Origin of the sequence: Nocardioides marmoribigeumensis (assembly GCF_031458325.1) — a bacterium.
Taxonomy (GTDB): domain Bacteria; phylum Actinomycetota; class Actinomycetes; order Propionibacteriales; family Nocardioidaceae; genus Marmoricola_A; species Marmoricola_A marmoribigeumensis.
In genome coordinates, this window is record NZ_JAVDYG010000001.1 from 3294513 (window position 1) to 3311096 (window position 16584).

Annotated in this window: 22 protein-coding genes; 14 read left to right on the forward strand and 8 right to left on the reverse strand. The window is 72.8% G+C overall.

From position 1 onward, the window contains the following. Positions 1-51: 51 nt before the first annotated feature. Complete coding sequence (locus tag J2S63_RS15695) at positions 52-858, reverse strand: hypothetical protein (protein WP_310304107.1); 807 nt, start codon at positions 856-858, stop codon at positions 52-54. Between the two features lie 318 nt (positions 859-1176). Here J2S63_RS15695 and J2S63_RS15700 point away from each other — a divergent pair, with 318 nt between their 5' ends. The 8 genes from J2S63_RS15700 to rsrA all read left to right on the forward strand — a co-directional run bounded on the left by J2S63_RS15700 (position 1177) and on the right by rsrA (position 6910). Next, the gene (locus J2S63_RS15700; RefSeq protein WP_310304108.1) at positions 1177-2388 is read left to right on the forward strand and encodes an alkane 1-monooxygenase; all 1212 of its coding nucleotides are present in this window, start codon (positions 1177-1179) and stop codon (positions 2386-2388) included. After that, positions 2388-2552: a rubredoxin gene (locus J2S63_RS15705; RefSeq protein WP_310304110.1), complete on the forward strand. Its 165-nt coding sequence runs from the start codon at positions 2388-2390 to the stop codon at positions 2550-2552. Before J2S63_RS15700 ends, J2S63_RS15705 begins: the two co-directional genes overlap by 1 nt. After that, the gene (locus J2S63_RS15710; protein WP_310304112.1) at positions 2549-3802 is read left to right on the forward strand and encodes an NAD(P)/FAD-dependent oxidoreductase; all 1254 of its coding nucleotides are present in this window, start codon (positions 2549-2551) and stop codon (positions 3800-3802) included. Before J2S63_RS15705 ends, J2S63_RS15710 begins: the two co-directional genes overlap by 4 nt. Continuing rightward, positions 3799-4404, forward strand: coding sequence for a TetR/AcrR family transcriptional regulator (locus J2S63_RS15715; RefSeq protein WP_310304114.1), 606 nt, complete (start codon positions 3799-3801; stop codon positions 4402-4404). The genes J2S63_RS15710 and J2S63_RS15715 overlap by 4 nt, the downstream gene beginning before the upstream one ends. A 10-nt stretch (positions 4405-4414) precedes the next feature. Further along, the gene (locus J2S63_RS15720; protein WP_310304116.1) at positions 4415-5188 is read left to right on the forward strand and encodes an SOS response-associated peptidase; all 774 of its coding nucleotides are present in this window, start codon (positions 4415-4417) and stop codon (positions 5186-5188) included. Then, positions 5185-5832 (forward strand): alpha/beta hydrolase family protein, encoded by a 648-nt coding sequence (locus J2S63_RS15725; protein ID WP_310304118.1) that lies wholly within the window; start codon positions 5185-5187, stop codon positions 5830-5832. Before J2S63_RS15720 ends, J2S63_RS15725 begins: the two co-directional genes overlap by 4 nt. 104 nt (positions 5833-5936) lie before the next feature. Continuing rightward, the gene (locus J2S63_RS15730) at positions 5937-6563 is read left to right on the forward strand and encodes a sigma-70 family RNA polymerase sigma factor (RefSeq protein ID WP_310304121.1); all 627 of its coding nucleotides are present in this window, start codon (positions 5937-5939) and stop codon (positions 6561-6563) included. After that, positions 6560-6910: a mycothiol system anti-sigma-R factor gene (gene rsrA, locus J2S63_RS15735; RefSeq protein ID WP_310304124.1), complete on the forward strand. Its 351-nt coding sequence runs from the start codon at positions 6560-6562 to the stop codon at positions 6908-6910. The genes J2S63_RS15730 and rsrA overlap by 4 nt, the downstream gene beginning before the upstream one ends. Positions 6911-7001: 91 nt before the next feature. Here rsrA and J2S63_RS21335 read toward each other — a convergent pair whose 3' ends face one another. Further along, positions 7002-7076 (reverse strand): 50S ribosomal protein bL37, encoded by a 75-nt coding sequence (locus J2S63_RS21335; RefSeq protein ID WP_369759046.1) that lies wholly within the window; start codon positions 7074-7076, stop codon positions 7002-7004. Positions 7077-7158: 82 nt separating this feature from the next. On the opposite strand from J2S63_RS21335, the gene J2S63_RS15745 reads away from it, so the two are divergent. Beyond that, entirely contained in the window at positions 7159-7530 is a 372-nt protein-coding gene (locus tag J2S63_RS15745; RefSeq protein WP_310304129.1) for a thioesterase family protein, read from the forward strand. Positions 7531-7536: 6 nt separating this feature from the next. Here J2S63_RS15745 and J2S63_RS15750 read toward each other — a convergent pair whose 3' ends face one another. Continuing rightward, a complete protein-coding gene (locus J2S63_RS15750) occupies positions 7537-9231 on the reverse strand; it encodes an acetolactate synthase (RefSeq protein WP_310304133.1) in 1695 nt (564 codons plus the stop codon). 44 nt (positions 9232-9275) lie between these two features. Between J2S63_RS15750 and J2S63_RS15755 the strand changes: the two genes are divergently transcribed. Next, on the forward strand, positions 9276-10751 hold the full coding sequence (locus tag J2S63_RS15755) for a sensor histidine kinase (protein ID WP_310304135.1): 1476 nt from the start codon (positions 9276-9278) through the stop codon (positions 10749-10751). A gap of 2 nt (positions 10752-10753) precedes the next feature. On the opposite strand, the gene J2S63_RS15760 is transcribed toward J2S63_RS15755, so the two are convergent. Together J2S63_RS15760 and J2S63_RS15765 are read right to left on the reverse strand one after the other, a co-directional pair. Continuing rightward, positions 10754-11254 carry a GNAT family N-acetyltransferase gene (locus J2S63_RS15760; protein ID WP_310304138.1) on the reverse strand — a complete coding sequence of 167 codons (501 nt, stop codon included), beginning with the start codon at positions 11252-11254 and terminating at the stop codon, positions 10754-10756. Positions 11255-11293: 39 nt separating this feature from the next. Then, the gene (locus tag J2S63_RS15765; protein WP_310304140.1) at positions 11294-11548 is read right to left on the reverse strand and encodes a WhiB family transcriptional regulator; all 255 of its coding nucleotides are present in this window, start codon (positions 11546-11548) and stop codon (positions 11294-11296) included. A gap of 321 nt (positions 11549-11869) precedes the next feature. Between J2S63_RS15765 and J2S63_RS15770 the strand changes: the two genes are divergently transcribed. After that, the gene (locus tag J2S63_RS15770) at positions 11870-12253 is read left to right on the forward strand and encodes a hypothetical protein (protein ID WP_310304142.1); all 384 of its coding nucleotides are present in this window, start codon (positions 11870-11872) and stop codon (positions 12251-12253) included. Positions 12254-12262: 9 nt separating this feature from the next. On the opposite strand, the gene J2S63_RS15775 is transcribed toward J2S63_RS15770, so the two are convergent. From J2S63_RS15775 to sodN, 3 genes are all read right to left on the reverse strand, one after another. Beyond that, complete coding sequence (locus tag J2S63_RS15775; RefSeq protein ID WP_310304147.1) at positions 12263-13063, reverse strand: RNA polymerase sigma factor SigF; 801 nt, start codon at positions 13061-13063, stop codon at positions 12263-12265. Next, positions 13060-13446: an ATP-binding protein gene (locus J2S63_RS15780; RefSeq protein WP_310304149.1), complete on the reverse strand. Its 387-nt coding sequence runs from the start codon at positions 13444-13446 to the stop codon at positions 13060-13062. The genes J2S63_RS15775 and J2S63_RS15780 overlap by 4 nt, the downstream gene beginning before the upstream one ends. Positions 13447-13534: 88 nt before the next feature. After that, positions 13535-13936 carry a superoxide dismutase, Ni gene (sodN, locus tag J2S63_RS15785; protein WP_310304152.1) on the reverse strand — a complete coding sequence of 134 codons (402 nt, stop codon included), beginning with the start codon at positions 13934-13936 and terminating at the stop codon, positions 13535-13537. Between the two features lie 134 nt (positions 13937-14070). Between sodN and J2S63_RS15790 the strand changes: the two genes are divergently transcribed. The 3 genes from J2S63_RS15790 to J2S63_RS15800 all read left to right on the forward strand — a co-directional run bounded on the left by J2S63_RS15790 (position 14071) and on the right by J2S63_RS15800 (position 16566). Next, a complete protein-coding gene (locus J2S63_RS15790) occupies positions 14071-14370 on the forward strand; it encodes a S24/S26 family peptidase (RefSeq protein WP_310304155.1) in 300 nt (99 codons plus the stop codon). A gap of 96 nt (positions 14371-14466) precedes the next feature. After that, positions 14467-15588: an NAD(P)-dependent malic enzyme gene (locus J2S63_RS15795; protein ID WP_310306718.1), complete on the forward strand. Its 1122-nt coding sequence runs from the start codon at positions 14467-14469 to the stop codon at positions 15586-15588. 9 nt (positions 15589-15597) lie between these two features. After that, positions 15598-16566 (forward strand): zinc-binding dehydrogenase, encoded by a 969-nt coding sequence (locus J2S63_RS15800; protein WP_310304157.1) that lies wholly within the window; start codon positions 15598-15600, stop codon positions 16564-16566. The last annotated feature ends 18 nt before the right edge of the window (positions 16567-16584 follow it).

Sequence of the window (16584 nt, forward strand, 5' to 3'; positions counted from 1 at the left end):
AGTTGACCCGTTCGAGCAGATGACCTGGTCATTTCGGGCCAGGTCACCAGGTCACCTCCCCAGGAGGGCGAGACCGGCCAGCGCCTGCGCGGCCATCTCGGCGTCGTCGGGCAGGGCCTCCACCCAGATCCGCGTGCGCGGGAACCCCAGGTCGTGCAGCAGCGTGCGGAGCTCGACGACGGTCGCGCCCAGGTGCGCCGGGCGGCGCACCAGGGCGACGACCTTGCCGTGACCCACGCGTGCCAGCGTCTCCTCCCCAGGAAAGACGCTGCGCACCGCCTCGGCCACCCCGGCCAAGGTCAGTGCATGCGCGAACGGGTCGATCCCCACGTGGTCGATCGGTGAGAGCGAGAGGTCGCCGGCGTCGGCGACCAGCAGGGCGTGGCTGGTCCGGATGGAGGCGCCCACCAGGTCGGCGGCCCGGTAGATCTCCTCCAGCCGGGCCCGCAGGTGGGCGGCGCTGGCCAGCCCGGTCAGCGGGTCCTCGCACGAGACGTCGCCGAGGAAGGCCAGCGTGGCCTCGCTCCACGCGGTGGCGATCGCCTCGGTGACGTCGTACGTCGGGTCTCCCAGCCCGAGCAGCGTGGTGCAGGTGCGCAGGCCCGACAGCGTTTCTCCCAGGGAGGCGCCGTCGGCGGCCAGCGTGCGCCCGGCCTCGGCCGCGGCCGGGGCGGCGTCGTCCCCGGCGACCAGGCACTCGGCCACGGCCTCGAACCCTCGCGGGACACCGGCACGTTCCTGCGCGGTGAGCTCCCGGCCGGCCGGGGACTGCCGGGAACGGAGGAAGCGCGCCCGCCGACCCCTCGTCGGCCCGCTGAGCGGTGAGGACGACGGGTCGAAGACCGGCAGGTGGGCCATGTCTCCTCCTTCCCGTCGCGTCCCCCGGTCCCGGTCACAGCCGGGTGCGGGCACCGCGCTCCCTCTCGTTCTCAGCTCCCGGCGCCTCGCCCGTCGCGCTCCCAGGACGCGACCGGAGGGGTGCCGGCATGGAGGGGACGGCGCACCGGCCGGGTCGTGACGCGGATCTGCGGAAAAAAATCAGGGTTTCCCCGAGCGCGGCGTGACCGGGGACACGAGATTGGACAACGAGAGGGGTCTTGCCAAGCAGATTGACAAACCCTAGGGTTCTGTAAACTTCGGGCCGGTCCACCGGTCCCCCGGACGAAGGAGACGTCGATGGCGATGTCTGCAGGAGCACCCCTCGGAGCGGCCCGGGAGGCCGGCGCCCCGACGCAGGAGTGGCGCGACACCAAGCGCTACGCCTGGCTGCTCGGCGCGATCATCCCGATGGTCCCGGTGATGGCCTGGGGCCTGGTGCGGCTGACCGGGCTCGACGCCTTCTGGTTCTTCGGGCCGTTGTTCGTCTTCGGCGTCATCCCGCTGATCGACCTGCTGGTCGGCATCGACCCCAACAACCCCCCGGACGAGGTGATCGAGCAGCTCGAGAACGACCGCTACTACCGCTGGGTGACCTACGCCTTCATCCCGCTGCAGTACGCCGTGTTCGTCTGGACCTGCTGGATGCTCGGCCAGCCGCAGTACGACTGGGTCGACAAGCTCGGCATGGCCCTCAGCGTCGGCATGGTCGCCGGCATCGCGATCAACACCGCGCACGAGCTGGGCCACAAGAAGGAGTCCCACGAGCGCTGGTTCGCCCGCATCTGCCTCGCCCAGACGGCGTACGGCCACTTCTACATCGAGCACAACCGCGGCCACCACGTCCGCGTCGCGACCCCCGAGGACCCCGCCAGCTCGCGGATGGGCGAGACCATCTGGGGCTTCCTCCCGCGCACCATGGCCGGCAGCCTGCGCAGCGCGTGGGGCCTGGAGACCAAGCGCTTCGCCCGGCTGGGCCGGTCGCCCTGGACCCTGCGCAACGACGTGCTCAACGCCTGGGCGATGACCGCGGTGCTGTGGGGCTCGATGGTGGCGCTGTTCGGCGCGGAGCTCCTGCCCTTCCTGGTCGTGCAGGCCCTCGTCGGCATCTGGCTGCTGGAGTCGGTCAACTTCCTCGAGCACTACGGCATGAAGCGGCAGAAGAACGAGAAGGGCCGCTACGAGCGGGTCAACCCCAGCCACAGCTGGAACAGCAACAACATCGGCACCAACGTGCTGCTCTACCACCTGCAGCGCCACAGCGACCACCACGCCAACCCGACCCGGCGCTACCAGGCGCTGCGTGACTTCCCCGAGGCGCCCGTCCTGCCGACCGGCTACGCCGGGATGATCGTCCTGACGTGGGTCCCCGCGGTGTGGCGCAAGGTGATGGACCCCCGCGTCGTCGCGCACTACGACGGCGATCTCACCCGCGTCAACCTGCAGCCGCGCAAGGCCGAGAAGTACCTCGCCCGCTACGGCACGCGGGCCTCCTCGGAGCGCGCCGCCTGATGGCCCGCTTCCGCTGCCCCAGCTGCGGCTATGTCTACGACGAGCAGGCCGGCGCCCCCCGCGAGGGGTGGCCGCCCGGCACGCCGTTCGACCAGGTCGACGAGGACTGGCCGTGCCCCGACTGCGGGGTGCGCGAGCAGCAGGACTTCGAGCCGGTCCCGTGAGCGTCGTCGTCGTCGGCGCCGGGATCGCCGGGGTGTCCGCGGTCGCCTCGCTCCGCGCCGAGGGCTACGCCGGTCCGCTGGGCCTGGTCGGTGACGAGCCGGTCCTGCCCTACCGTCGGCCGACGGTCTCCAAGGGACTGGTCCGCGGCACCCAGACCCTCGACCAGGTGCTGGTCAAGCCCGAGGAGTGGTACGCCGAGCAGGGGGTCGACCTGCGGCGCGGCGTCCGGGTGACCGCGGTCGTGCCCGGGTCCCGTGAGGTGGTGCTCGACACCGGTGAGCGCCTGGGCTGGTCGCGGCTCGTGCTGGCCACTGGCGGCACCGCCCGGCTGCTCCCCGGCCTGGACCCCTCGCCGCTCGTCCACACCCTGCGCACCGCGGCGGACGCCGAGCGGCTGACCAGGGCGCTGGACGACCCGTCCGCCGACCGCGTCGTCGTGGTCGGCGCCGGCCTCGTGGGTGCCGAGATCGCCGCCGGCCTGCACGAACGCGGTCTCGAGGTCGTCCTGCTCGAGTCCGCGGCGCTGCCGCTTCCCCGGCTCCTCCCGCCGGCGCTGGGCGAGGTCTACGCCGACCTCCACCGCTCGCGCGGGGTCACGCTCGAGACCGGTGTCGACGTCGCCAAGGTGCTCGACACCGGCCGCGAGGTGCTCCTCGGGTCCGTCGACGGGCGCGCCTGGTCCGCCGCGCTGGTCGTCGTCGCCGTGGGGCTCGCCCCCGACCTCACGCTGGCCGACTCGGCCGGCCTCGACGTGGGCCCGGACCGCGCCGGGGTCGTGGTCGACCACGCCGGGCGCACCTCGGTCCCCGGGGTCTGGGCCGCCGGCGACCTCACGCTCCGCCCCTCGTCGTACGTCGAGGGCGTGCAGCGGGCCGAGCACTGGCAGGCCGCCCAGAACCACGGCACCGCCGTCGGGCGGGCGCTGGCCGCCGACCTGGCCGGCGACCCGCTGCCGGCGGACTTCGACGAGGTGCCCTGGGCCTGGAGCGACCAGTACTCCCTCAACCTCCAGGTCACCGGCTGGCCGGACCCGGCCGACGACCTCGTGCTCCGCGGCACGCCCAGCGGCGACGAGGGAGCGGCGTGGGTCGCGTTCTTCCTCCGCGACGGGGTGCTGCGTGGGGCCGTCGGGGTGGGCCGTGCCCGCGACATCCGGCACGCCCGCACCCTGGTCGGGCAGCGCGCGGTCGTCGACCCCGCCCTGCTCGCCGACCCCGATGTGGCGGTGCCTGCGACAGTGGCGACGTGACCGACCAGCCCTATCGCGCCGCCGTGCGCACGATGCTCCGCGACCGCCTGCTCGACGCGGCGGAGGCGGCGTTCGCCCTCGACGGCTGGCGCAAGCTCACGATGGCCAGGGTCGCCGACCGCGCCGGGGTGAGCCGGCAGACGGTCTACAACGAGTTCGGCACCAAGCACGCGCTGGCCGAGCAGCTGGTCCTGCGCGAGCTCGGCGTCTTCCTCGACGTGGTGGCGCAGCGCTTCACCGCCGAGACCGAGTTCGGCGACGCGATCACCGCCGCGGTCGACGGGGCGCTGACCACCGCCCGCACGAACGACCTGCTGCGCACGGTGCTCGACGCGACCCACTCCGGCGACAGCGAGCTGCTGCCGATCATCCTGCAGTCGCGCGACCTGGTCGACCGGGCCACCGAGTTCCTCTTCGAGCTGGTGCGGTCCGGCTACCCGGACTTCCCGCTCGACGACGACCGGCTGATGGTCGCCCTGGAGTCGGTGGTGCGCCTGGTGCTCAGCCACATCAGCAGCCCCTCGCACCCCGACGACAAGACCGTGGCCGACATCAGCTGGGCCGTGGAGACGATGATCGCCGGGGTCGCCTCGTCCACCTAGGGTGGGCGTCATGTGTGGTCGCTACGCCTCGAGCCGCAAGCCCGAGGACCTCGCCGAGGAGTTCGAGATCGACCGGGCGCGGGCCGCCGAGTCCGTGCCCGAGCCGCTCGCCCCCGACTACAACGTCGCTCCCACCAAGTCGGTGTACGCCGTGCTGACCCGTCCCGACGGACCGCGCGACCTGCGCGTGCTGACCTGGGGGCTGGTGCCGTTCTGGGCCAAGGACCCCAAGATCGGCAGCCGCATGATCAACGCCCGCACGGAGACCGTCGCGGAGAAGCCGGCCTACCGCCAGGCCTTCGCCAAGCGGCGCTGCCTGCTGCCGGCCGACGGCTACTACGAGTGGTACCCCACCTCCCAGGTCGGCCGGTCGGGCAAGCCGCTCAAGCAGCCGTTCTTCATCCGGCCCAAGGACGGCTCGTCGCTGGCGATGGCGGGGCTCTACGAGATCTGGCGCGACAAGGACAAGGCCGATGACGACCCGACCCGCTTCCTGTGGACCTGCACGGTCCTCACCACCGAGGCCGAGGACGAGGTCGGGGTGATCCACGACCGCATGCCGATGCTGGTCGAGCGCGACCGCTGGGCCGACTGGCTCGACCCCGAGCGCACCGCGACCGACGACCTCACCGGGCTCCTGGTGCCGGCGGCACCCGGGCGGCTGGAGGCCTACCCGGTCTCCACGGCGGTCAACGCCGTCCGCAACAACGGGCCCGAGCTCGTGGAGCCGCTGCCGCTCGACGACGTGCCCGACGGCGTCCCCGACGTCCCGGCGGCACCGTGACCACCGTCCGCGAGGTCGCCACCCCCCAGGGCACCGCCCGGCTGCACACCGACCGCTCGCGCCACCCGGTCGCCACGCTCGTCCTGGGCCACGGGGCCGGGGGAGGCGTGGACGCGCGCGACCTCGAGGCACTGGCCCGGGCGCTGCCCCGCGAGGGCATCACGGTGGTCCGGGTCGAGCAGCCGTGGCGCGTGGCCGGCAAGCGCATCGCCCCGGCCCCGCGCCTGCTCGATGAGGCGTTCGTCGCGGCGGTCGACCAGCTCCGGATCCGCACGCCGCTGGTGCTCGGCGGCCGCAGCGCCGGTGCCCGGTCCGCCGCCCGCACGGCCCACCACCTCGGGGCGTCGGGCTACCTCGGGCTGTCCTTCCCGCTCCACCCGCCCGGCCGCCCGGCGAGGTCGCGGGTCGAGGAGCTCCTCGGCGTCCACGTGCCCCGGCTGGTGGTCCAGGGGGAGCGCGACGCGATGGGGCTGCCCGAGGAGTTCCCCGAGCAGGTGCAGCTGACGATCGTCCCCGAGGCCGACCACGGCCTCAAGGTCCCGGCGCGGGCCGAGGTGACCCAGGAGGAGGCGCTCCTGGTGGTGACCGAGGCGACGCTGGAGTTCGTCGTGCGCGAGGTGGTCGGGAATCCCGGCAGCCGCTGAGGTGTTCTGCCTCCGTGACCTCGACCACCCTGCTGCCACCCCTCCCGCGTGGGCGGGTCGCTGACGGTCTGCCGCTGCGCACGCTCCCGGTAGGCTGGGAGGCGATGCCTGACACGCCTGAGACGCCGGATCTGCCCGATCCGGCCACCGAGACCCCCGAGGAGCGCACCGCGCGCTTCGAGCGCGACGCGCTGCCGTTCCTCGACCAGCTCTACGCCGCGGCGATGCGCATGACGCGCAACCCGACCGACGCCGAGGACCTGGTCCAGGAGACGTTCGCCAAGGCCTACGCCTCGTTCCACCAGTTCAAGCCCGGCACCAACCTCAAGGCCTGGCTCTACCGCATCCTCACCAACACGTTCATCAACAGCTACCGCAAGAAGCAGCGGGAGCCGCAGACGTCGATGGACGAGCAGGTCGAGGACTGGCAGCTGCACCGCGCCGAGTCCCACACCTCCGGCGGCCTCAAGTCCGCCGAGATGGAGGCGCTGGAGCACCTGCCCGACTCCGACGTCAAGGACGCGCTCTCCCAGCTGCCCGAGGACTTCCGCCTCGCGGTCTATCTCGCCGACGTGGAGGGGTTCCCCTACAAGGAGATCGCCGAGATCATGGACACGCCCATCGGCACCGTGATGTCGCGGCTGCACCGGGGGCGTCGCCAGCTCCGCGAGAAGCTCTCCGACTACGCTCGCGAGCGCGGCATGCGAGTGGAGACGGGAGCGGCCTCATGAGCGCGACGAACGACCCGCTCGACGGGCCCCTCGATGGTCCCTGTGGCGCCGGTGGCGGCGGCTGCGCCGAGATCCTGGCTCGCCTGGTCTTCTTCGTCGACAACGAGCTCGACGACGCCGACTGCGCCACCATCCAGCAGCACCTCGACGACTGCGGCCCCTGCCTGGCCGACTACGACGTGGAGCGCTCGGTCAAGGCGCTGGTCGCCCGGTCCTGCTGCGAGACCGCCCCCGAGGAGCTGCGTGAGCGGGTGCGGGTCTCGATCCGCCAGGTCCACGTCTCCGACGAGACCGGCCAGGTCACCCTCACCCAGTCGGTGACGGTCACCGAGACGCACCGCACCTGACGCCGCACCTGACCCATCCCGACGTACGACGAGGCCCCGGCTCAGCCGGGGCCTCGTGGTGTCTGTGCCTGTGACGGCGCTGAGCGGGAGCTCAGGCGTTGGGGCGCTTGCCGTGGTTCGCGCCCTTCTTCTTGCGCGCGCGGCGCTTGCGTCCGGTCTTGCCCATGGTGACTCCTCGTGAGGTCTGCAGGTTCGCCCGCCATTGTCGCAAACCGATCGGCCTGGCGCGAACCGGCATGATCGGGACCATGAGCAACGAGCCGGCCGCCACCTTGACCTTCACCGTGACCGACGACGACACCGCGGCGGCGCTGGGGTCGGGCGACCTGCCCGTGCTCGCCACCCCGCGGCTGCTCGCCTGGCTCGAGGCGGCCACCTGCGCGGCGGTCGAGGGCACGCTGGACGGCACCACCACCGTCGGCACGCGGGTCGCCCTCGAGCACCTCGCGGCGAGCGGGGTGGGTGAGCAGGTGCGGGTGAGCGCGAGCGTGAGCCACCGCGACGGACGTCTGCTGCGGTTCGCGGTCGAGGCCACCGACGCCCGGGGCCGGCTGGTCGGGCAGGGCGAGGTCACCCGCGTCGCGGTCGACCCCGAGCGGTTCCTCGCGCGCCTGGGCTGAGCCGGGCTAGATCCCGAACGTGTTGCGCGGGTAGGTCGCGTCCACGTCGGTGATCACGTTGACCAGGTAGGGGACGCCCGCGTCGAAGGCACGGTCGAGGGCCGGCCCGATCTGCTCGGGGTCGGTCACCATCTCGCCCGCACCGCCGAGGGCGGTGACCACCTGGTCGTAGCGGGTGCGGGGCGCGAGGTCGGCGATCACGTCGTAGCCGTAGAGCATCTGCATCGGGCCCTTCTCCAGCGCCCAGGCGGCGTTGTTGCCCATCACCATCACGACCGGGAGGTCGTGGCGCACGAGCGTGTCGACGTCCATCAGCGACATGCCGGCGGCGCCGTCGCCGAGCAGCAGGCAGACCTGGGAGGACGGCCGCGAGACGCGGGCGCCGATCGCCGCGCCGAGGCCCGCGCCGAGGCAGCCGAACGGGCCCGGGTCGAGCCAGCCGCCGGGGCGCTTGGGCTCGACGAACTTGCCCGCGAACGAGACGAAGTCGCCGCCGTCCCCGATCACGACCGCGTCGTCGGCGAGGCGGGGGAGCAGCTCGCCGTAGATCCGTGCCGGGTGCACCGGGTCGGCCTCGGCCGAGAGCAGCGCCCGGTCGCGCTCGTTGGCCTGCGCGACGGTGTCCTGCAGCGAGGTGACCCAGGAGGACCAGTCGGGCGTGCGGAGCTGCTGGGTCAGCGCTTCGTGGATGCCGTCGAGGACCGCGGTGAGGTCGCCGTGCGCCGACGCGGCGAGGTCGGCGTGCCGGCTCACCTGGTCGGCGGCGTCGGCGAGGTGCACGACCTTGGCGGCCGGCGCACCGTCCTTGCCCCCGAACGAGCCGTAGGACAGGCGGAAGTCCAGGGGGGTGCCGACCACCACCACGAGGTCGCTGGTGCCGAGCGCCTGGGACCGGGCCTTGGTGACCAGCAGCGGGTGGCCGCCCGGGACGATCCCGCGCCCCATCCCGTTGGTGACGGCCGGCAGCCCGGCGCCCTCGACCAGGCGCAGGGCAGCCTCCTCCGCGCCGTCGGCCCACACGTCGCTGCCGACCACCAGGACCGGGCGCTCGGCCCGGGCCAGCAGCTCGGCGACCTCGGTCAGCGCGTCGGGGTCGGGGTCCGCGCCGCGCGTGGGCTGCGCGTCCGGGCGCACGACCGAGGACGAGCCGAAGAAGGTGTCCATCGGCACGTCGAGGAAGACCGGGCCACGGTGGCTGGAGCGGGCGAGGGTGAAGGCGCGGTCGACCTCGGTGGCCACCTCGGCGGCGTCGTGGACGGTGGCGGCGTGCTTGGTCACCGACGCCACCAGCGGCACGTGGTCGAGCTCCTGGAGGCTGCCGGTGCCCCAACGGTTGTCGGGGGCACGGCCGCCGATGACCACCAGCGGCGCTCCGCTGAAGCGGGCCTGGGTGATCGGGCTGACGCCGTTGGTGATGCCCGGACCCGCGGTGAGGACGGCCAGGCCCGGCACCCGGGTGAGCTTGCCGACCGCCTCGGCGGCGAAGACCGCGGTCTGCTCGTGGCGCACGTCGAGCAGCCGCATCGGGGGATCGGCCTTGACCGCGCCGTCGTACATCGGGAAGACGTGGGCGCCCGAGAGCGTGAACTGGACGTCCACCCCGTGCGCCTGGGCGGCCGCCACGGCATGCGCGCCGCTGTGCGCCTCGACGGCGTCCTGGGTCTGTCCGGTGGTGTCGCTGGTCACGCTCGCCTCTGACATGAGCGCAACCTACCCGGCGGCCGGCCGTCTCCTACGCTGATCACGTGGCAACGGTGAGCGAGGCGGTGCGGGCGCACACCGACCTCGACGAGAGCGACCTGGCCTGGCTCTCGTTGCTGCTCGGTGACTGGCAGGTCGTCGCCGACCTGGCCTTCGCCGACCTGGTGCTCTGGCTGCCCGACAAGGACGGCGACGGGTGGTGGGCGGGCGCCCAGATGCGACCGACCACCGGCCCCACGGCGTACGTCGACGACGTCGTCGGCTCGCACGTGGTCACCGGCGGCCGGCCCATGCTCGAGGAGGCCATGCGCACCGGTCGGGTCGTCCGCGAGGGCAGGCCCGACCTGCGCGACGCGGTCCCCGTCCGCGTCGAGGCCATCCCGGTCCGGCACGGCGACCGACTCCTCGGGGTGGTCACGCGCACCACCAACCTGCTGGGGGTCCGCACGCCCTCACGGCTGGAGCTGGCCTACCTCTCCACCGCCGCCGAGCTGACCGCGATGATCGGCGCCGGGCTCTTCCCGTTCCCGGGCGGCGGCAGCACCTCGGGAGAGGGGGCCCGCGTCGGGGACGGGTTCGTGAGGCTGACCGCGGCCGGCCGGGTGTCCTACGCCAGCCCCAACGCCCTGTCGGTGTTCCGCAGGCTCGGGCTCACCACCGACCTCGCCGGGCTCGACCTCGCCGAGACCACCCGCGCCCTCATCCCGGCCGAGCGGCGGCCCGACGAGGAGACGATCTCGGCGGTGCTGGGCGGGCGGCGTGCCCGGGAGACCGAGCTGGGCGACGGGACGACCGTGCTCGTGGTGCGCTCGATCCCGCTGCTGGCGCCCGTGACGGGTGGGCCGCCCGAGCACCAGGGCGCGCTCGTGCTCGTGCGCGACGTGACCGACCTGCGCAGCCGCGACCGCGACCTGATCACCAAGGACGCCACGATCCGCGAGATCCACCACCGCGTGAAGAACAACCTGCAGACCGTCGCCGCGCTGCTGCGCATCCAGGCCCGGCGGATGACGGTGCCCGAGGCCCGGGCGGCGCTGGAGGAGGCGACGCGCCGGGTGGGCTCGATCGCGCTCGTGCACGAGACGCTGAGCCACTCCCTGGAGGAGTCGGTGGAGTTCGACGAGGTCGCCACGGGACTGGCCCAGGCGCTGGCCGACGTGTTCTCCACCGACGGCTCGGTCGAGGTCGTGCAGGAGGGCAGCTTCGGCACGATGCCGGCCGAGGCCGCGACCGCGCTCGCGATGGTGCTGACCGAGCTGCTGCAGAACGCCGCGGAGCACGCCTTCGGCGGCGGGTCGGGTCGGGTGGTGGTGCGCGCGGTCCGTTCCGGTGCCCACCTGGTGGTCGAGGTGTGCGACGACGGTGCGGGGCTGCCCGCGGGCCTGCCGCCCGAGAGCACCAGCCTGGGGCTGTCCATCGTGCGCACGCTGGTGGAGACCGAGCTGCGGGGGACCTTCGCGCTGGGTCCCGGCGACCCGCGGGGGACGGTCGCCCGGGTCGAGGCCGACCTGCCGTCCTGACCTCACAGCTCCCGGGTCATGAACGTGCTGAACGCGCTCTCGGCGTACGCCCCGAACGGGCCGCACTCGCCGAACCCCTCCGAGGCGTAGAGCGCCCGGGCCGGGCCGAACTCCGGCTGGGGCCCGGTCTCCAGGCTGACCCGGTGCAGTCCGCGGGCACGGGCCTCGTCGAGCAGGTGGCGCAGCAGCCGCCGCGCCAGACCGGCCCGGCGCAGGTCGCTGCGGGTGTGCATCGACTTGAGCTCGCCGTGGCCCTCGCCGAGATCGGCGAGCGCACCGATGGCGAGCAGGAGCCCGCCACGGCGGACCGAGAAGAACGCCACCGAGGGCCGGCACAGGCCCTCGAGGTCGAGGGCGTGGACGTCCTCGGGCGGCGACAGCGAGCGCATCAGTGCCAGGTGGTCCTCCAGGAGGGCGACCACGTCGGGGGTCCGTGGGTCGTCCGGGGCGAACCTCGGAGCAACGTCGAGCACCCCCTCCGACGGGTCGAAGGGGGTGCTCACTGCTGAGGGTGGGGGTAGGGGTGTGTGGTGCGGCGGGTCTCAGACCCCGGCGCGCACACGGGCACGGGCGTTGCGGCGCTTGAGCGCCCGGCGCTCGTCCTCGCTCAGCCCGCCCCAGACACCGTGGTCCTGGCCGGCTTCCAAGGCCCAGGCGAGACACTGCTCGCGGACCTCGCACCGTCGGCACACCTGCTTGGCCTCCTCGATCTGGAGGATGGCCGGGCCGGAATTACCGATGGGGAAGAAAAGCTCCGGGTCCTCGTCAAGACACGCGGACCGGTGACGCCAATCCATGGCGGGAAGCTCCTTAGCTCGACTGCGTGCGGGCGGCCACGGGGATCTCCCACGCTGCCCGACTGTTCTTGCACGAATCCCGTTGTGATCTGCAAGAAAACAACCGACTGCGCTTGATCGCGTCATGTCGGTTGTCGATTTCGAATGAGATCGTTCAAGTTCTGACACGCCCATGGTGTCAATCAAGCCGGACCCACACAAGGGGCGCGCCCGGTCTGTTTGATCACACGGATGGCCAGGTCCTGGGCCCGTAGGCTCGTGACCGTGCCTGGAGACCAACGTCCGACCACCCCGGAAGATTCCCAGCTCGCCCCTCGAGCTGTGCCGCCGCCGCTCTCGGTGGCGGTCTCGCTGACCTTCCTCGAGGTCTTCGCGCTGGTGCTCCAGGGCCTCTCGCTGCTGCCCAGCCTCTCCGGCGAGCGCATGGCGATGGGGGTCACCTCGGTCGCGTTCTTCCTGCTGTACGGCGCCGCGCTGGGCTGGTGCGCCTGGAACCTGCGCCGGCGGCGCTCGTGGGCCCGGTCGCCGGTCGTGCTGGCCCAGCTCATCCAGGTGCTCACCGCCACCAGCTTCTGGGGCGGAGGCACGACCTACGTCGCCGTCGCCCTGATCCTGGTCGGGGTGGTCGTGCTCGCCGGCATCTTCCACCCCGACTCGATCGCCGCCCTGGCCGCCGCCGACACCGAGGACGCCCGCGACCGGTGAACCCGACCGTCAGGCCGGCTGGTTCTCCTCGAGCTTGGCGCGCAGGTCCGACAGCGTGCGGCTGAGCAGCCGGCTGACGTGCATCTGCGAGATCCCGAGCTCCTCGGCGATCTGCGACTGGGTCATGTTGCGGAAGAACCGCAGCAGCAGGATGCGCTTGGAGCGGGCGTCGAGCGCGTCGAGCAGGGGCTTGACCGTCTCCCGGTCGACCACCGCGTTGAGCGCGTCGTCGTAGTCGCCGAGCTGCTCGATGACCGCCCCGACCTCACCGGCGGGGTCGGGGGCGTCGAGGCTGAGGGGGCTGTAGGCGTTGGCCGACTCCAGGCCCTCGAGGATCTCCTCCTGGCTCATCCCGACCTTGGCGGCGAGCTCGGCGACCGTGGGGGAGCGGCCGAGCTCCTGGCCGAGGTCGGAGACCGCCTGGCTGATCACCGACTGGATCTCCTGCAGGCGACGCGGCACCCGGATGGTCCAGCCGCGGTCACGGAAGTGGCGCTTGATCTCGCCCACGATCGTCGGCGTGGCGTAGGTGGAGAACGCCACCCCGCGCTCCAGGTCGAAGCGGTCGATCGCCTTGATCAGCCCGATGGTCGCCACCTGCACGAGGTCCTCGTGGGGCTCGCCGCGGTTGCCGAAGCGTCGCGCGAGGTACTCCGCCAGCGGCAGGTGCAGCTCGACCAGGGCGTTGCGGGCCACCTCCTTGGCGACCTCGTCGTCGGTGCCCATGCGGGCGAAGAGCTCGGCGGTCCGCTGGTGGAGGTCCGGACCCTCGTCCCCGAGGTCCGTGGTCTCGTCGGTCTGGCTCGTCACGGGTGGCGGCCCACCGATCGCGAGAGCCGGATGACCAGTCGGTCGCCCTCGACGTCCGCGCGCAGCGAGGTGGTCAGCGCCGAGAGCACCGTCCAGGCGAAACCCTGCTGGGACGGCGCGACGGGCGCGTCGCACGGAGCGCTGACCTGCACGGTGATGGTGGCCTCGCCGAGCCAGAACGCGCACTCGAGGTCGGCGCCCTCGCGCGCCTGCGTGATGAGCAGGGCGCAGGCCTCGTCGACGGCGATGCGGAGGTCCTCGATGTCGTCGAGGGTGAAGTTGACCCGCGCGGCCAGTCCGGAGGTGGCGGTGCGCAGCACCGCGAGGAACGAGCTGTCGGCCGGCAGGCGCAGCGTCGCGTGGGGGAGGGTGTCGGTCAGCAAGGCAGGTGGCCCCCTGGTGAGGTCTGGAGACTGGTCCGGACGCGGACCGAGGGACCGGCGTGCTGCCGGTCCCTCGGCGCGAAGTGGCTCAGCCCTTCTTGGTCTCGGCGAAGATCTCGGCGATCTCGTCGATCTTGGCCAGCAGGTCGTCGGCGACGGAGGCGTCCATGGAGCCCTTGGTGCCGGTCGCGCCGGCGAGCTTGGTGGCCTCGTTGAACAGCGTGTGGAGCTGGGGGTACTTCTCGAAGTGCGGGGGCTTGAAGTAGTCGGTCCACAGCACCCAGAGGTGGTGCTTGACCAGCTCGGAGCGCTGCTCCTTGATGATCACCGCGCGCGTGCGGAAGTCGGGGTCGTCGTTGTCGGCCAGCTTGCCGATGATCGCCTTGATCGACTCGGCCTCGATGCGGGCCTGGGCGGGGTCGTAGACACCGCAGGGGAGGTCGCAGTGAGCGTGCACGTCGAGGGTGCGGGCGAAGATCCGCGAGAGCATTCGGGGTCCCTTCGGTCGGGGTGTCTGGAGCAGGGTCAGGTCATGCTGTCCTGCGACACTACTCCGATGGTCGAGACGCCGGTACGCCTCCCCGCGCGCCTGCCGGGCACCTCACCCCAAGGGAGGGAACGACCGTGATCCGGCTCGGTCTGGCGCGGGTGCACGGCCGGTCGATGGAGCCCACCCTCCGCGCCGGCGACCTGCTCGTCGTGGCGCACGGTCTGCGCCCGCGCAGGGGCGGACTGGCCGTCGTACGCCTGCCGGACGGGACGGTCGCGGTCAAGCGCGCGACCTCCCACGGCCAGGACGGCTGGTGGGTCGAGCGGGACAACGTCGCGACGGGCGTCGACTCCTGGTCCGTGGGCGCGATCCCTGACCACGATGTGGTCGGTCGCGTGCTCGTGCGCCTCCCCCGAAGGGCTGTGGGAGACTGATCCGTCGTGACCACGCCTCCCCCCACCGTCGGTGCCGGCGGCCCCGCTGCCGCTCATGCCGGGTCCCCGGTCTTCGACCTGCACCTGCGGGGCAAGATGGAGATCCGCTCCACCGTGCCCCTCGAGGGCCGCGACGACCTGTCCCTGGCCTACACCCCGGGGGTCGCCGAGGTCTGCGAGGCGATCGCCGCCGACCCGGCCCTGGTCAACGACTACACCTGGGTGGCCAACACCGTCGCGGTCGTCACCGACGGCACCGCGGTCCTCGGCCTCGGTGACATCGGTCCCGCCGCCGCCATGCCCGTGATGGAGGGCAAGGCCGTGCTGTTCAAGCAGTTCGGCGGGGTCGACGCGGTGCCGATCTGCCTCGACACCACCGACACCGACGAGATCGTCGAGACCGTGGCCCGCCTGGCGCCCAGCTTCGGGGGCATCAACCTCGAGGACATCTCCGCGCCCCGGTGCTTCGAGATCGAGCAGCGGCTCAAGGACCTGCTCGACATCCCCGTGTTCCACGACGACCAGCACGGCACCGCGGTCGTCGCCCTCGCCGCCCTCGAGAACGCCCTGCGCCTGACCGGGCGCCTGCACGAGACCACCCGCGTGGTCATCTCGGGGGCCGGCGCCGCGGGCGTCGCGGTCGCCCGCATCCTGCTGGCCGCCGGGATCAAGGACCTCGCGGTCACCGACCGCCGTGGCATCCTCCACAGCGGCCGGGCCGACCTCACGCCGGTCAAGGCCGACCTGGCACGCGACACCGCCGACCTCACCGGTCGCCAGGGCACCCTGACCGACGCGATGCGCGGCGCCGACGTCTACATCGGCGTCTCCGGCGGCACCGTGCCCGAGGAGGTCGTCGCGACGATGGCCCCCGACGCGGTGATCTTCGGGCTGGCCAACCCCACCCCCGAGGTCCACCCCGACGTGGCACACCGGTTCGCCCGGGTCGTGGCCACCGGGCGCTCGGACTTCCCCAACCAGATCAACAACGTCCTGGCCTTCCCCGGCATCTTCCGCGGCGCGTTCGACGTGCGGGCCCGCGCGATCACCGAGGGCATGAAGCTCGCCGCGGCCACCGCGATCGCCGACCTGGTGGGTGAGGACCTGCGCGAGGACTACATCGTGCCGTCGCCGTTCGACCCGCGGGTCGGCCCGGCGGTCTCCGCGGCGGTGTCCGAGGCCGCACGCCGCGACGGGGTGGCCCGCACCGCTGGCTAGGCTGGCGGGATGTTCGCCGTCTACGCCTCCTCGTTCAGCAGCGACGACCCGCTCTCCGGCCTCGTGGTCGGCGAGCGGCCCGACCCGGAGGTGCCTGACGGCTGGACCACGGTCCAGGTCAAGGCCGCCTCGCTCAACCACCACGACCTCTGGTCGCTGCGCGGGGTGGGCCTCAAGGAGGACTCGCTGCCGATGATCCTCGGCTGCGACGCGGCCGGCCTCGACGAGGACGGCAACGAGGTCGTCGTCCACGCGGTCGTCTCCGACCCCGCGTGGACCGGTGACGAGACCTTCGACCCGCGCCGCTCGCTGCTCAGCGAGCGCCACCAGGGCACCTTCGCCGACAAGGTGGCCGTGCCCCGCCGTAACGTCGTGCCCAAGCCCGCCTCCCTCAGCTTCGAGGAGGCCGCGTGCCTGCCGACCGCGTGGCTGACCGCCTACCGCATGCTGTTCACCCGCGGCGGGCTCAAGGCCGGCGACTCCGTGCTCGTGCAGGGCGCCGGCGGGGGCGTGGCCACCGCCTGCATCGTCCTCGGCCGCGCGGCCGGCCTGCGGGTCTGGGCGACCAGCCGCGACGAGTCCAAGCGCTCGCGCGCCCTCGAGCTCGGCGCCCACGACGTCTTCGACTCCGGGGCCCGGCTGCCCGGCAAGGTCGACGCGGTGATGGAGACCGTCGGCCGCGCCACCTGGTCCCACTCGATCCGCTCGCTGCGTCCGGGCGGTTCCCTGGTGATCAGCGGGACGACCAGCGGGCCCCAGCTCGACGACGCCGAGCTCACCCGCATCTTCTTCCTCCAGCTGAGCGTCGTCGGCTCGACGATGGGCACCCGCGACGAGCTCGCCTCCCTGGTGCAGCTCCTCGACGCCACCGGCACCAAGCCGCTGGTCGACCGCACGCTCCCGATGGACCAGGCCCCCGACGGGTTCGCCGCGATGGCCGAGGGCGACGTCTTCGGCAAGATCGTCTTCACCCGTTAGCCCGGTGGTCGAGCCTGT

Excerpts from the sequence above, each read along its gene's own strand:
- J2S63_RS15695 (WP_310304107.1), bottom strand. The coding sequence starts at position 858 with ATGGCCCACCTGCCGGTCTTCGACCCGTCGTCCTCACCGCTCAGCGGG.
- J2S63_RS15700 (WP_310304108.1), top strand. The coding sequence starts at position 1,177 with ATGGCGATGTCTGCAGGAGCACCCCTCGGAGCGGCCCGGGAGGCCGGC.
- J2S63_RS15705 (WP_310304110.1), top strand. The coding sequence starts at position 2,388 with ATGGCCCGCTTCCGCTGCCCCAGCTGCGGCTATGTCTACGACGAGCAG.
- J2S63_RS15720 (WP_310304116.1), top strand. The coding sequence starts at position 4,415 with ATGTGTGGTCGCTACGCCTCGAGCCGCAAGCCCGAGGACCTCGCCGAG.
- J2S63_RS15730 (WP_310304121.1), top strand. The coding sequence starts at position 5,937 with ATGCCTGACACGCCTGAGACGCCGGATCTGCCCGATCCGGCCACCGAG.
- rsrA (WP_310304124.1), top strand. The coding sequence starts at position 6,560 with ATGAGCGCGACGAACGACCCGCTCGACGGGCCCCTCGATGGTCCCTGT.
- J2S63_RS15745 (WP_310304129.1), top strand. The coding sequence starts at position 7,159 with ATGAGCAACGAGCCGGCCGCCACCTTGACCTTCACCGTGACCGACGAC.
- J2S63_RS15750 (WP_310304133.1), bottom strand. The coding sequence starts at position 9,231 with ATGTCAGAGGCGAGCGTGACCAGCGACACCACCGGACAGACCCAGGAC.
- J2S63_RS15765 (WP_310304140.1), bottom strand. The coding sequence starts at position 11,548 with ATGGATTGGCGTCACCGGTCCGCGTGTCTTGACGAGGACCCGGAGCTT.
- sodN (WP_310304152.1), bottom strand. The coding sequence starts at position 13,936 with ATGCTCTCGCGGATCTTCGCCCGCACCCTCGACGTGCACGCTCACTGC.
- J2S63_RS15795 (WP_310306718.1), top strand. The coding sequence starts at position 14,467 with ATGGAGATCCGCTCCACCGTGCCCCTCGAGGGCCGCGACGACCTGTCC.
- J2S63_RS15800 (WP_310304157.1), top strand. The coding sequence starts at position 15,598 with ATGTTCGCCGTCTACGCCTCCTCGTTCAGCAGCGACGACCCGCTCTCC.